Below are 14363 nucleotides of genomic sequence, written 5' to 3'. Positions count from 1 at the left end.
TTATTTACTCATGGCACTATCGAGCTCTTCTATTTTTGCTTTCCAGATAGCCGGCCCGGTTTGGTGAGCATTCGCCCCGGTGCTATCTACGGCTACTGTAACTGGCATATCTTCGACTTCAAATTCGTAGATGGCTTCCATACCCAAATCTTCAAATGCCACAACCCGGGATTTCTTAATCGCCTTGGAAACCAAATAAGCAGCGCCGCCCACGGCCATTAGATATACAGCCTTATGCTTGGCGATGGAGTCGACTGTCGCAGGCCCGCGTTCAGCTTTGCCAATCATACCTATCAAACCTGTTTGCTCAAGCATCAGGTCGGTAAATTTATCCATTCGGGTGGCTGTGGTGGGGCCTGCCGGGCCAACCACTTCGCTGCCTACCGCATCTACCGGTCCCACGTAGTAGATAAACCGGTTGGTTAAATCAACCCCTTCGGGCAACCCTTCGCCGTTATCCATCATGGTTTGAATGCGCTTGTGCGCCGCATCCCGGCCAGTCAGCATTTTGCCGGACAACAACACAGTTTCACCCACTTTCCAGTCCTGGATATCCTGCTTGGTAACCGTATCTAAATTCACCCGGCGGGTGTTTTCGCCCACTTCCCAGGTCACTTCAGGCCATTCTTCCAGTTTTGGTGCCTTTAACTCTGCCGGACCACTGCCATCTAAATGAAAGTGCGCGTGGCGGGTAGCTGCACAGTTTGGAATTAACGCGACCGGTTTGGAGGCAGCATGTGTAGGAACGGATTTTATTTTAACATCAACTACCGTGGTCAGACCGCCTAGCCCCTGAGCGCCGATACCCAGACCATTAACCTTTTTAAACAGTTCCAGACGCAATTTTTCCTCGGTGGTTTGAGCGCCACGATCCATCAGTTCCTGAATATCAACCGGGTCCATCAGGCTTTCTTTGGCTAACACTGCCGCTTTTTCAGCAGTCCCGCCGATACCTATACCCAACATGCCAGGAGGACACCAGCCAGCGCCCATGGTAGGTAATGTTTTGAGCACCCATTCCACGATATCGTCGCTGGGGTTTAACATGACCATTTTGGATTTATTTTCTGAGCCGCCCCCTTTGGCTGCGATCATCACTTCTATCTGGTCCCCTGGCACCATATCAATGTGCACCACCGCCGGCGTATTATCTTTGGTATTCCTCCGCGCGCCGGCCGGGTCTTCGACAATAGACGCGCGTAGCGGGTTGTCGGCATTGGTATAAGCCCGGCGTGTACCTTCATCAACCATTTGCTGCACGGTTAGATCTGTCTTATCCCAGCTTACCCCCATGCCAATTTTGACGAAACAGGTAACAATTCCGGTATCCTGACACAATGGCCGTTTGCCTTCGGCAGACATACGTGAATTTATCAGAATCTGGGCCATGGCATCTTTGGCGGCCTGGCTTTGTTCTTTCAGATAAGCCTTTTCAACGGCTTTAACATAATCAAGGGGATGATAGTAAGAAATAAACTGCAGTGCATCTTCGATACTATCGATAAAGTCTTGTTGACGGATAACGGTCATGGCGTCCTCTTAAAACTAGCCTTTATGTGGTGTGTATGGCTTAAAAATCCGTATACTAGCGCATCTGCGTAGCTGGCACCATCGAAAAGCTCGGACAGGTAGTTAAGTCTGTCTTACGCAGATGCGCCACCAGCAGGCGACGTTTTGCGTGTGGGTATACGCCTTCGTCTTGATACCATTTAATGTTTACAGGTTATTGCTTTACATGATTCAACCCAACACCCCGCACTCACTTATTATTGACCCGGTTACACTGCCTGCCGGTATCAGTATTTATGATGTGTTCAGTCGCATCGAACAAGCCGCCTGGTCAATGCTGTTTGATAGCGCAAGCGCCCAGGACGGCCGCTATCATATTATGCTATGGCAACCTGCCTGGATGGTCACGGCCAAGCAGAATACGGTTTATGTCACCGATAACCGACCGGGTGCTGCCAGCCAATCTGCGGTAAAGCACGCGGGCGCGCCGCTGGCCTGTGTGAAAACATTAATGGACAGTCATTTTGGTAACCAGCCATTGCGCTGTAATAACCCGGCTTTATATCACCAGTTGCCTTTCGTGGTAGGCGCCGCCGGGCTGTGCGGTTATGACCTGGGCCGCTACTACGAAACGTTGCCTGAACATAACCCCTCGCCCTACCTTTGCCCAGATATGGCAATAGGCTTGTTTGAGCAATCTGTGATTGCCGACACTCACACTGGTAAACTGTATCATTGCCGCCTGGCGCATATTGGCCCGTTACACGAACAAGCCTGGTATCAGCACAACCCGGCCGCTGCCCCCAGTTTTGGTTTAACCGGCCCCTGGCAATCGAATTTGTCGCAGCAAACTTACACCCAGGCGCTACGACGTATCCATCAGTATATTGTGGCCGGAGATTGCTACCAGATAAACATGGCACAACGCTTCAGCGCGCCATACCGGGGTAGTGAGTGGCAAGCATATCAGCGGTTACGCGAGACCAATAATACGCCTTTTAGTGCCTTTATCCGGTTGGAACAAAGCTGTATCTTAAGTATCTCGCCCGAACGTTTTATTGCGGTAAACGAGGGCAAGGTGCAGTCCAAGCCTATCAAGGGCACACGCCCCCGATACAGCTGTGTCGAGCAAGATAACCAAAGCGCCCAAGCGTTACTCTGCGCCACCAAAGATCGCGCCGAAAACCTGATGATTGTTGATTTGTTACGCAATGATTTAAGTAAACATTGTCAGCCCCATAGTGTTCATGTGCCCCATTTATTCGCGTTGGAATCCTATGCTGCGGTGCATCATATGGTAAGCACGGTAGAGGGCCAGCTTTGCCCCGATGCGTGCGCGCTGGATTTACTCGCTGGCGCGTTTCCGGGGGGCTCAATCACCGGCGCGCCGAAAATACGTGCGATGGAAATAATTGAGGAGCTGGAGCCTGACCGACGCAATATTTATTGTGGCAGTATTATGTACTATGGCATCAAACAAGATATGGACTCCAGTATCACCATTCGAACCTTACTGGCTGAAAATCAGCAATTATATTGCTGGGCCGGGGGCGGCATTGTGCTTGATTCTGATGAATCACAGGAATACCAGGAAACGCTGGACAAAGTTTCCCGAATACTTCCGGCACTGGAAGATATGTTGTGAACCGCCGTCAGTTTTTAGCCCGTTTTCAGCATATACGCCGGGTACACCTGGAGCCTGACTTTCCGCTGCAACAGCCTGGGCGGGATGCAGCAGTCCTCATTGCGCTACTTGAATATCCTGACGGCTTACATGTGTTGTTTACCGAGCGAGCCCTGCATTTACGCCATCACCCTGGGCAAATAAGCTTTCCCGGGGGCGGCTTTGAAACGCAGGATACATCATTGTTTGATACGGCTACTCGCGAAGCGATGGAAGAAGTCGGGATCCCGCCTGCGCAGGTTGAGGTTATTGGCGCCATGCCGGTTTATCGCACCATCAGCGGCTACCAGATAACCCCCGTGGTGGGCTTTGTTGATCCGGGCTTTCAATATGCCATCGACAGCAATGAAGTCGCCAGTGTGTTTGATGTTCCGTTAGCCCATTTAATGGATAAGAAAAATCACTTAATTCACTATGCTCATCGCCACAACGAACCTTTTCCGATCTATTTTATTGCCTGGGGTGAGCGGATGATTTGGGGCGCGACCGCTGCTATTTTGCGGAATTTGTCCCACCATATCAGCCCTGACGATTAGCCAACTTTTATTTACATCTGATTAGCTATTCTTATCACCTGATTAGCATTTCTGTATTGTAGTTCACGAGTGGTACAGGCAAGATCGCACTATAACAGGTAAGGATGTCTATACGTTTATGATTAGTGTTTTTGATATGTTTAGTATCGGTATCGGGCCTTCCAGTTCGCATACGGTAGGGCCAATGCGTGCTGCCGCTGAGTTTGTGAGTGAACTTCAGCATACCGGTCAGCTAACCCGCGTAACCAGTATTAAAGTAGCCTTATTTGGTTCGTTGGGTCAAACCGGTAAGGGCCACGGTACGGGTAAGGCGGTTATCCTGGGCTTGTTAGGTGAAGCGCCAGAGTCCATCGATGTCGATGCTATTGATAGCTGGCTCGAACAGATAGACGCCAGCCAACGTATATTGTTAAACGGCTCCCATGAAGTCCGTTTTCCCAATAAAGACGCCATTGTATTTCACCGCCGTAAGACATTGCCGCAACATGCCAATGCCCTGACGTTTTATGTTTATGAAGGTAAAACGCTATTACGTGAGCAAACCTATTTCAGTATTGGAGGCGGGTTTATTATCAAGGCGGAAGATTTTGCTGCCACCAAGTCACATGCTATGGCTATGCAAACACAGGTCCCCTACCCGTTTAAAACCGCAGAAACCCTGCTGGCACTGTGCAAAACGCACGGTATGCGGATTTCTTCACTAATGCTTAAAAATGAAGCTGTGCAGCGGCCCGAGCATGAAGTTAAAGATACCTTATTTGGTATCTGGCAAACCATGAAAGCTTCGGTTCAGCGCGGTATCGAAAGCGAGGGGATATTACCCGGCGGCCTGAAAGTAGTGCGCCGAGCACCCGGTTTATATCGCCGTTTGCAAACCGAAAATACCTCTGATCCGATGCAAACACTTGACTGGGTCAATTTATTCGCCCTGGCGGTTAATGAAGAAAATGCCGCTGGCGGCCGGGTAGTCACCGCCCCCACCAACGGTGCCGCCGGTATTATCCCCGCCGTATTGCATTATTTCGATAAATTCATTCGACCGGTGGATACTGAAACCGCTGCGCGCTTTTTGCTTACCGCTGGGGCTATTGGGATTTTATATAAGGAAAATGCCTCGATAAGTGGCGCTGAGGTAGGCTGTCAGGGTGAAGTTGGGGTCGCGTGCTCCATGGCGGCGGGAGCCTTAACCGAAATAATGGGCGGAACCGTGCTGGCCGTGGAAAACGCTGCAGAAATTGGTATGGAGCACAATCTTGGATTGACCTGTGACCCGGTTGGCGGCTTGGTTCAGGTACCCTGTATTGAACGTAACGCAATGGGGGCTATAAAGGCGATTAATGCATCACGGCTAGCCATGCGTGGCAGCGGCGAACATAAGGTATCGTTGGATAAAGTCATCAAAACCATGCGGGATACGGGGAATGATATGAAAACCAAATACAAAGAGACCGCGCGTGGCGGTCTGGCAGTCAATATTATTGAGTGTTAACGCCCGTGTAATCTCGATACGGGGAGCGCTACCGGTTTATTTTACCGGTAGCGTCACACCTTTGAACATCTTTTCCACTTCATCATTATTTTTCAGCATCATCGCTTTTTCGACTTTGTCTTTAGTCAGATGCGGGGCAAAGCGCTCGATAAAGTCATACATATAGCTACGTAAAAACGAGCCTTTTCGAAAGCCGATCTTGGTGGTGCTGTAATCAAACAAATGACTGGCATCAATTTTAACCAAATCGTCATCCAGTTCCTCACTTACCGCCATCGAAGCAATGACACCGATACCAACTCCCAACCTGACGTAAGTTTTGATCACATCAGCATCGGTGGCGGTGAACACAATTTTAGGGGTTAAACCAGCCCGTTCAAACGCATGATCCAGCTCCGACCGGCCAGTAAAGCCAAACACATAGGTGACCAGCGGATATTTTGCGATATCGCTAATATCGATTGAGCCCTTTTTAGATAAGGGGTGGTCTTTGTTAACAATGACGCTACGGTTCCAGTGATAACAAGGCAGCATCACAAGATCGTTGTACAAATGCAGCGCTTCGGTGGCAATAGCAAAGTCTGCTTCGCCTTTCGCCGCAAGATCGGATATCTGTGAGGGTGTCCCCTGATGCATGTGTAATGATACCCGTGGATACTTATGCATAAATCCCTGAATAACATCAGGTAGCGCATATCGCGCCTGGGTATGGGTGGTGGCAATGTTCAGCTTACCCTGGTCTGGTAAGGTATGTTCGCGGGCCACCGACTTGATGCTTTCGACTTTCGCCAGAATTTCCCGGGCAATATTGATCACGTCCCTGCCGGCATCGGTAACGTGGGTCAGGTGTTTGCCGCTACGGCCAAAAATCTGTACACCCAGCTCATCTTCAAGCATTCTAACCTGTTTGCTGATACCCGGCTGAGAGGTATACAGGCTTTCGGCAGTAGCAGAAACGTTCAGGTTATTGTTCACTACTTCTACGATATACCGTAGTTGCTGTAATTTCATGGTTGGGCGACCCTTACCGGCTGGCGCAATTGGTTCAGTATGCTAGTGTTATAACGAAATCCCGCATGCATTTCTATAGTCATTTTTGTTATAAGTGCTAGCTTATGCAAAAAAACAGGCAAACACGGTGATTTTGTTAGATACTAGCATAAGCAGTTAACGAAGTTCGACGAAAGATCTGTATGCCCGACACACCTTCATCCGCCCCACAAAATATCGACTTTTCTTCGGTACTGGCCGCTGCCGTACATGATATGAAGAACTCTCTTTGTCTACTGATTCAATCAATAGAACAACTTAGTGAAACGCTTGACCCGGCAAATACCCAGGCCAGCAACCAGGTGGCCGATGTACATTATGAAGCGACCCGCTTGAATACCAGTCTGGTGCAACTATTGTCGTTATATCGCGCACAACTGGATAACCTGCCCATAACCGTCGACAAATGCTTTATCGCAGATTTATTGGAAGATGTAATGGGGTCGGTACGACTGTATAAGCAGCGCAAAGCGTTTAGCGTAGAGGTAGAATGTGACGAAAACCTTAGCTGGTATCTGGACAGCGAACTGCTTTATTTGCTGATTAACGATGCACTAATTAATGCCCTGCGATACGGCCAACAGCGTATCAAACTAAGTGCATTTTGTGATGATGGTTATTTAGTGATTAAAGTAGAAGATGATGGTAACGGCTATCCTGAACCTATGCTCAGGCAAAGCCAGACAGCACTGGCAGATTGTGTGGTAAGCCAGGGCCGTACTGGCCTGGGATTGTTCTTTGCGAGGCTTATTGCCAATGCGCATAGCCAACCCGACAAGACCGGATCTATCACGCTGAGTAATGGCGGTTTATACGCTGGCAGTGTATTTGAGGTAAAAATACCGTAAACTCTGCCGTTAATAATAGAATCAGTTGTTTAGCCTTTTGTGCAGGGCAAAGCGGTAACCAAAAATAGCGAACGGAAACCATTCATGTTTACCATAATAATAATACTGATTGTTGTGTTGATCATCGCAGCTATCTTCATCAATGCCTTTCAGCAACATAAGGCAAAAATGGATGCCGATCGTCGCGCTGAACTCAATAAACAAAAAAACATTATTGATGAAACTGAAAATGTGCTGATGGCCAGCTCGAATATGCCGGTGTCTGGCAAGCTGATGCAAATTCTGCAAATTCGGGTGCTAAATGCACTTAAGACAATGCAAGAATCTGGTGCCGGGCCATCCGATATTAAACAACGGGTGGCCGATGCAGAAAACCGGGTCAAAAATGCCGATCCCACTGCCCTTCCCGCCACAGACTTCAATCTGCCGGATAACGATAAAATGATTATTCAGTATATTCAGGCGGTTAAAAAACTGCGCGTATTACTGCGCTCTGAACACTCGCGCGGTAAGGTAGAAACCCGGGTTTATGCTGAAGAAGACAAAGCCTTAGAGCGCTTGCAACTGAGAGTTAATGTTGAAACCCTGATTAAGCGCGGCCGCGCTGCAATGCAATCAAATATGATGGGCTCGGGCCGCCAGTATTTTGAAAAGGCGATTGCGGCACTGGAAAATCAAAACCAGCCCGATGATTATATTATTGGCCGTATTGCCACGTTAAAAGAATGGCTACGGGAGATTCAGGACAATCTCAAAAGCGTGAACGCGCAAGACCGGGCTAAACGCCAGGAAGCCGAACGGGATGAACTTGACGAGTTGTTTGCGCCGAAGAAAAAATGGTAAGTGAGGCTCGCTTATTCAGTTTTGGCCCATTGCGTTAAGCATTGTTGCCATAAGGTCTGAGCAGCAACAGACATCGTGGTTCTTGCTGCTTTTACCATCCCCACTTGTTTTATCAGCGGGCTATCAGATAACGGTATACACAGCAGGCCGTTGCGCCGCATTTGTGGCTCACATAACTGCGGTACTACCGACACGCCCAATCCTTGTGAAATTAACTGGCCTACCGAGCCCAGCTGACCAGTTTCGGCAATAATATGTAAATGCCCAAAGTCACCGGCAATTCCCTCTATCCATTTACGTACCGCCGAACCCCGGTTCATGGCGATAAACGGGCTTTGTAGCAAATGGCTGAACGCTACAGCGGGTTGGTTGGCCAGGGGGTGTTGCGGATACAGTACCGCCACAAATTTATCTTCAAACAAAGGGACGAAATGCAGACCGTCCGTATTTTCTGGTTCAAACGTAAAGCCAATTTCCGCTTTAGTGCTTAATACGGACTCCAGGGTCGCCTCCATGACGACATCCAGTACCCGTAAGCGAATGTTCGGATGCGCCGCATGGTAACGCTGTAATATGGGCGGTAAGTGTGATTCTGCGAACGAAGGCATGGCTGCCACCGTTAACCGGCCTTGTTGCACGGCAAACAGATTTTGAATTTCTTCGAAGGTGTCATCCCAATCGTTTATCAAGCGCCGTGCACTGGGTAATAAGGTTTCTCCTTCAGGTGTTAACTTTACGCTGCGTGTACTGCGACTGAATAACTTCCCGCCCAGTTGTTCTTCCATTTTTTTTATCGCGCTCGATAGTGCCGGTTGCGTGAGGTGAAGTTTTTCTGCCGCCTCGGCAAACGTAGAGGACTCAGCGACCCGAATGAACGCCAGCATATTGCGATAAGAGATTGCCACGATTGATAAAATTATTTTATTAATATTGATATAAAATTAATTTTACAAAATATTATCCCTCACTGATACTCATATTTGTCTTTGGTCTGTTACAGGAGTTTATGATGTCAGGTTTTGATAAGGTCGTCAGCGACTATGCTGAGGCAATGCACGGCCTCACCGATGGCATGACGGTGATTGCCGGCGGATTCGGGTTGTGTGGCATCCCGGAAGGGTTAATTAGTCAGATAAAACGCATGGGCACTACCGGGCTAACGGTGGTCTCGAATAACTGCGGAGTGGATGGCTTTGGGTTGGGTGTGCTGTTAGAAGACCGCCAGATTAAGAAAATGATTTCTTCTTATGTGGGGGAAAACGCGTTGTTTGAACAGCAATTGCTGGCTGGCGAATTAGACGTAGAGCTTACCCCACAAGGTACCTTGGCAGAAAAAATGCGGGCCGGCGGAGCCGGTATTCCTGCTTTTTATACTGCCACTGGTTATGGTACGCCTGTAGGAGAAGGCAAAGACGTCAAACATTTCGACGGCCGCCCCTATATTCTTGAACCGTCAATTACCGGCGATTTCGCTATCGTAAAGGCCTATAAAGCTGACCGCTATGGCAACTGTATTTATCGGCATACTGCGCAAAACTTCAACCCCATGGCCGCCACAGCCGGCAAAATCACCGTAGTGGAAGTAGAAGAAATTGTAGAGCCTGGTGAATTAGACCCGGCCCATATTCATACGCCTGGTATCTATGTAGACCGGGTGATACAGGGCACATTCGAAAAACGAATTGAGCGAAAAGTGACAGCTAAGGAGAACCGTTAACATGGCACTTTCCCGAGAACAAATTGCAATGCGTGTTGCGCAGGAATTTAAAGACGGTAGCTATGTCAACCTGGGGATTGGTATACCGACGCTGGCTGCTAATTATGTACCACCCGGCATTGATGTCATGCTGCAATCGGAAAACGGTTTGCTAGGTATGGGACGCTACCCTCACGAGGACGAGCTAGATGCCGACATGATTAACGCCGGCAAAGAAACGGTTACAGCGATTAAGGGCGCCTCAATATTCAATTCAGCGGAAAGTTTCGCCATGATTCGCGGGGGGCATGTTGATTTTACCGTATTGGGGGCGTTTGAAGTCGATGTCAATGGCAATATTGCCAGTTGGATGATTCCAGGCAAACTGGTTAAAGGCATGGGTGGCGCTATGGACTTGGTGGCAGGTGCTAAAAATATCATCGTAACCATGACGCATGCCGATAAACACGGTAATTCAAAATTACTGCCGGCCTGTAAGTTGCCGCTAACCGGAGTAAATTGTATTACCCGTATCATCACAGATTTGGCCGTATTAGAAGTTAAAGATGGGGCTTTTCATTTACAGGAACGCGCTCCGGGCGTGTCGGTAGCCGAGATTAAGGAAAAGACCGCAGGTAAACTGGTTGCCGCAGATAATGTACCGGAAATGCAGGTCTAGCGTTAGCTTGGCAGCGGTTACCCGTTTACGCCGAGGATCATTCGCCATGGATCATTCGCCTGGGCGCAGAGCGACGCTCAGTTCGCGCCGCTGCGAAAGCTGCGGGGAAGAAACCACTGGGGCAAAAGCTTCTTAGCAAAAGCGCCTCAGCAAAAGCGCCTAAGCATTAACGCCTGGGCGCCCCACTGAACGAAAGCCCATGGTGAATCCCCGCCGATGCCAAACCTGCTTTGGGTAACCCCCTTTTGGGGGTTACCGTTATGGTTTAGTTTCGCTATATAGGTATGGTGCCGTAATATTAAGGTTTTTGTGGTTAGCTAGCGATAGCGCCGACAGCAGGCTGTGGTTAACAGTAGATAAACCGCATATTCGCGCTGCTACCCACGATAAAACCCTTTGCTGGCTTTCAATCACTGGCCCGTTGGTAGATAATGCGCGCAATGCAAACTGAGGGGCTATCCATTGCAAATCAGCGATCTTCCTGTACATCATAAAATTATCAATCGGTTACAAACAAAAGGGTTTGACACCCTGACCGAGATACAACAAAAAGCCATGTTACCCGCTATTAGTGGCAAAGATATTATTGCGTCCTCGCAAACCGGCTCGGGTAAAACTCTGGCTTTTTTGATTCCAGCCATTAACCGTTTGTTGAATGAAAAAGCTCTCAGCCGTAAAGATCCTCGCGTCGTGATTCTGGCCCCTACCCGCGAGTTGGCTAAACAGGTTTTCAGCGAAGCAAAACATCTCACCACTGGGCTGAACTTGCCCTGCGCGTTGGTGGTGGGCGGCGAAAATTATAATAACCAGGTAAAAGTATTACGCAAAAATCCGGCTATTGTAGTCGGCACTGCCGGGCGTATTGCCGACCATTTACTGGATAAAACCTTCTTTTTAAATGGTTTGGAACTGCTGATCTTTGATGAAGCAGACCGCATGCTTGATTTGGGCTTTATGGCCCAGCTTAATCTAATCAATCAGTTTGCCGACCATCGTAAGCGCCAGACTATGTTGTTTTCAGCGACGCTGGACAATATAGAATTGACCCATTTAAGCAAGAATCTGCTAAAAGCGCCGGTAAGGATTACGGTGGGTCAGTCTACCGCTGCGCACCAGGACATCACAGAAAAACTCTATTTTGCTGATAACATCAGCCATAAAGATACCCTGCTGACCCAATGTATCAACGAGCAACAATACAACCAGGCCATTGTGTTTACCGCTACCCGTGACGATACTGATCGTATCTGCGCCATGCTGAACGAACACCGTCTTGAAGCAATTGCGCTGCGTGGGGACTTACCGCAAAATCAGCGAGCTCAGATTATGAGTGAGTTTAGCCGCGGACAACACAGTATTCTGGTGACCACGGACGTCGCTTCACGGGGCTTAGATTTACTTAAAGTTGGTCTGGTAGTAAACTATGACCTTCCCAAGCATGCCGATGAGTATATCCATCGTATCGGGCGTACTGGTCGTGCCGGGCAAAAAGGTCACGCGGTGTCTTTGGTTGGCCCCCGTGACTGGCAAAGCTTCACCGCCATTCAAGCGCATTTGGCTTACCCGGTAGAATGTCAGGCGCACAGTGAAGCACCGGCGCGCTTCAACGGCATCAAACCGAAGCCAGACTCGGCTAATACTCCGGCAGGCAGCAGCGCCAAAACATCCAATAAAGATAGTACCCAAAGCGCGTTGAAGAAGACCAAGCGGCGGGTTGATACTACCGCGGGCAAAGATGTGGGCGAGATGCCGGTTATGCGTAAAAAACGCACACCAGCCCAACCCGATGATGACGAAGAACAGGCATAATCGTGCCCTCCATCTAGGTATGCTTCTATCAGCCAAGCAGGCTATGGCGCAAGATACAATAGTCTGGTTAACTGATGTAGTGCACTATTACCGCAAGTCACCGGTGGCTTATACTAATACGATATTCGCCGCCGCGCGTAATCAGCACTATTTAGGATGAGACTCCGCAATAAAAAAGGCCTGACGATTGTCAGGCCTTTTGCGTTGATTACTTTATTGGCGAGAATTAGTATTCCCACCAGCCTTCTTGCCACCAGGCCAGAAATTCTTCAAAGTCGATATAACCATCATTATTGTGGTCGATAAGCTTAAAGCCTTCTTCCACGTGGCTAGCCTTTGTTTTAGGCGACAACACAGTAAGAAGTTCAATAAACTCCGGCAGATCGATTTGACCGTTACCATCACGGTCGAAAAAACTAAAGTCGCTTTTAATCTCAGCTACTTTTTCTTCTGAAAGTTGGGGGTTCACTGATTTTCCCTATTTACTAACTTGTTATACCAAAGTGTAACGCCCTGACCAGGCGCTGTCTACGCCTGATTTTGCTTCGCAGCCAGGGCTCTCTCGCGCTGTGCCTGCGCTTTGTCCAATCGCCGTTTTTCCATGGCCATACGGGCGTCGCTGCCCACATGTTCTTCGTTGCGCTGATGGGCCAGCTGAACCTGTTTTTCACGTTCTCTAAAACGCGCAAGTTGTTCGTCAGAATGGGTTCCATAACAATGGGGACAACTGACGCCCGGCTCGTATTTATCGCTTTGCTTATCTTGTGCGGTTATTGGTAAGCGGCACGCATAGCATGCGTCATACTGGCTTTTCTGTAAGTCGTGGCCCACCGCTACTCGATTATCAAACACAAAACAGTCCCCTTCCCACAGCGATTCTTCCTGGGGCACATCTTCCAAATATTGTAAAATTCCGCCTTCCAGGTGATATACCTCATCAAAGCCCTGTTCTTTCAAATAAGCAGTCGATTTCTCGCACCGAATGCCGCCGGTACAAAACATCGCTACTTTTTTGTGTTTTTGCGGGTCAAGATTCTGCTTAACATATTCAGGAAATTCCCGAAATGTTTTCGTCTTGGGGTCAACGGCGTGTTTAAACGAGCCTATCTCAATTTCGTAATCGTTGCGGGTATCCACGACCATAACTTCGGGGTCGCTAATCAGGGCATTCCAATCTTTGGGTTTGACATAGGTACCCACGGTCTGACGTGGATCAATGCCTTCAACTCCCATTGTCACAATCTCTTTTTTGAGTTTGACCTTGGTACGATAAAAAGGCTGTTCCTCATGGACAGATTCTTTATAGGAAATGGGGTTAATACGGGGATCGCGATTTAGCCATGCCATCAGGTTATTAACTGCCTCACGGGTGCCTGACACCGTACCATTGATACCTTCGCTTGCCAGTAACAGGGTGCCTTTAATGGCGTACTGCTCCATCGCCTGCTGGAGCGGCTCACGCAATTTTTCAAAATCTTCAAGCGCAACAAATTTATACATTGCGCAAACAATATAGTTGGACATGGGTAATCTTACCTTTGCTTATTGGAACGTAAAACCAGTGCAAAATGCGCGCGCAATATAGCAAAAATGCGCTGCCGGCACAAACTGCGGCTTACGCGCTTAACAAGCTCGCCGAGCCAGTGATAATGTCATCAAGCTGAGTTTCATCACACTGCCACGCTGCATCGCGATGGTTTTCACGCAGTTTAAGCTGGGTAGCCAGGCTGCAATTGGCGACAACCTGCGGCTCCAGGCGGGTCGGATTATCTGCTATGGCCAGCGGATCGGGATGCATGGCCCGCCACAGGCTAAGGTTCGCCATATCCTGGGTCTGCGTGAGCTGACTATAAACGCCTACGGTCGATAACGAAGCAGGCTGGGCCGAAGTAGGTGCGCGGCGATAATGGTTAAGGCTGGTAAGAAAGGCGGTTTCATCAAATGTAGGCGCAGGCATGGTTTCAAAGCGGGCGGCTGGCGCACCTGGCTGCATTTGGATCGCCAGATATAACGAAAACAATGCCCCCTCACCCGTGGCGCGCCCAAGACTTCCCTGCCATTCATGGTTGGCAGGTTGTATTTGCGCTGGCTGCGGGGTAGCGGTTGGTGAGGTAAACTGCGTCACATTATCTCCTTAACTGATAATGCTTATATCGGTTCATACGCAGGGTTCTTTAATATATACGTCCTGCAAAAGGTATTTTTTCGTTGTGTTGGTTA

Annotated in this window: 14 protein-coding genes; 8 read left to right on the top strand and 6 right to left on the bottom strand. The window is 48.9% G+C overall.

From position 1 onward, the window contains the following. Positions 1-1530 carry a fumarate hydratase gene (locus D0Y50_RS09330; RefSeq protein ID WP_117316610.1) on the bottom strand — a complete coding sequence of 510 codons (1530 nt, stop codon included), beginning with the start codon at positions 1528-1530 and terminating at the stop codon, positions 1-3. A 205-nt stretch (positions 1531-1735) separates the two neighbouring features. Here D0Y50_RS09330 and pabB point away from each other — a divergent pair, with 205 nt between their 5' ends. The 3 genes from pabB to D0Y50_RS09315 all read left to right on the top strand — a co-directional run bounded on the left by pabB (position 1736) and on the right by D0Y50_RS09315 (position 5218). Continuing rightward, entirely contained in the window at positions 1736-3154 is a 1419-nt protein-coding gene (pabB, locus tag D0Y50_RS09325) for an aminodeoxychorismate synthase component I (protein WP_117316608.1), read from the top strand. Then, positions 3151-3729 carry a CoA pyrophosphatase gene (locus tag D0Y50_RS09320; protein WP_108568015.1) on the top strand — a complete coding sequence of 193 codons (579 nt, stop codon included), beginning with the start codon at positions 3151-3153 and terminating at the stop codon, positions 3727-3729. Before pabB ends, D0Y50_RS09320 begins: the two co-directional genes overlap by 4 nt. A 118-nt stretch (positions 3730-3847) precedes the next feature. Further along, complete coding sequence (locus D0Y50_RS09315; protein ID WP_117316606.1) at positions 3848-5218, top strand: L-serine ammonia-lyase; 1371 nt, start codon at positions 3848-3850, stop codon at positions 5216-5218. A gap of 36 nt (positions 5219-5254) precedes the next feature. On the opposite strand, the gene cysB is transcribed toward D0Y50_RS09315, so the two are convergent. Beyond that, complete coding sequence (cysB, locus tag D0Y50_RS09310) at positions 5255-6229, bottom strand: HTH-type transcriptional regulator CysB (RefSeq protein WP_108568013.1); 975 nt, start codon at positions 6227-6229, stop codon at positions 5255-5257. A gap of 182 nt (positions 6230-6411) precedes the next feature. On the opposite strand from cysB, the gene D0Y50_RS09305 reads away from it, so the two are divergent. After that, a complete protein-coding gene (locus tag D0Y50_RS09305) occupies positions 6412-7116 on the top strand; it encodes a sensor histidine kinase (RefSeq protein WP_117316604.1) in 705 nt (234 codons plus the stop codon). 84 nt (positions 7117-7200) lie between these two features. Next, positions 7201-7959 carry a hypothetical protein gene (locus D0Y50_RS09300; RefSeq protein WP_117316602.1) on the top strand — a complete coding sequence of 253 codons (759 nt, stop codon included), beginning with the start codon at positions 7201-7203 and terminating at the stop codon, positions 7957-7959. An 11-nt stretch (positions 7960-7970) separates the two neighbouring features. Here the strand turns inward: D0Y50_RS09300 and D0Y50_RS09295 are convergent, their stop codons facing one another. Then, positions 7971-8864, bottom strand: a complete 894-nt coding sequence (locus D0Y50_RS09295) for a LysR family transcriptional regulator (protein ID WP_117316600.1) — start codon at positions 8862-8864, stop codon at positions 7971-7973. A gap of 104 nt (positions 8865-8968) precedes the next feature. Between D0Y50_RS09295 and D0Y50_RS09290 the strand changes: the two genes are divergently transcribed. The 3 genes from D0Y50_RS09290 to D0Y50_RS09275 all read left to right on the top strand — a co-directional run bounded on the left by D0Y50_RS09290 (position 8969) and on the right by D0Y50_RS09275 (position 12143). After that, positions 8969-9676 carry a CoA transferase subunit A gene (locus D0Y50_RS09290; protein ID WP_117316598.1) on the top strand — a complete coding sequence of 236 codons (708 nt, stop codon included), beginning with the start codon at positions 8969-8971 and terminating at the stop codon, positions 9674-9676. A gap of 1 nt (position 9677) precedes the next feature. Then, on the top strand, positions 9678-10334 hold the full coding sequence (locus D0Y50_RS09285) for a CoA transferase subunit B (RefSeq protein ID WP_108568008.1): 657 nt from the start codon (positions 9678-9680) through the stop codon (positions 10332-10334). Between the two features lie 462 nt (positions 10335-10796). Next, positions 10797-12143, top strand: a complete 1347-nt coding sequence (locus D0Y50_RS09275) for a DEAD/DEAH box helicase (RefSeq protein ID WP_108568006.1) — start codon at positions 10797-10799, stop codon at positions 12141-12143. Positions 12144-12369: 226 nt separating this feature from the next. Here the strand turns inward: D0Y50_RS09275 and D0Y50_RS09270 are convergent, their stop codons facing one another. The 3 genes from D0Y50_RS09270 to D0Y50_RS09260 all read right to left on the bottom strand — a co-directional run bounded on the left by D0Y50_RS09270 (position 12370) and on the right by D0Y50_RS09260 (position 14268). Continuing rightward, positions 12370-12612 carry an EF-hand domain-containing protein gene (locus D0Y50_RS09270; RefSeq protein ID WP_108568005.1) on the bottom strand — a complete coding sequence of 81 codons (243 nt, stop codon included), beginning with the start codon at positions 12610-12612 and terminating at the stop codon, positions 12370-12372. A 59-nt stretch (positions 12613-12671) separates the two neighbouring features. Then, entirely contained in the window at positions 12672-13667 is a 996-nt protein-coding gene (trhO, locus tag D0Y50_RS09265) for an oxygen-dependent tRNA uridine(34) hydroxylase TrhO (RefSeq protein WP_117316595.1), read from the bottom strand. Positions 13668-13758: 91 nt separating this feature from the next. After that, positions 13759-14268 carry a VC2046/SO_2500 family protein gene (locus D0Y50_RS09260; protein WP_117316592.1) on the bottom strand — a complete coding sequence of 170 codons (510 nt, stop codon included), beginning with the start codon at positions 14266-14268 and terminating at the stop codon, positions 13759-13761. Between the last annotated feature and the right edge of the window lie 95 nt (positions 14269-14363).

The organism is Salinimonas sediminis, from assembly GCF_003429285.1.
In the GTDB taxonomy this organism is placed as follows: domain Bacteria; phylum Pseudomonadota; class Gammaproteobacteria; order Enterobacterales; family Alteromonadaceae; genus Alteromonas; species Alteromonas indica.
Note: the sequence above shows the minus strand (reverse complement) of the source record. Positions and strands in the feature narration are given on the sequence as shown.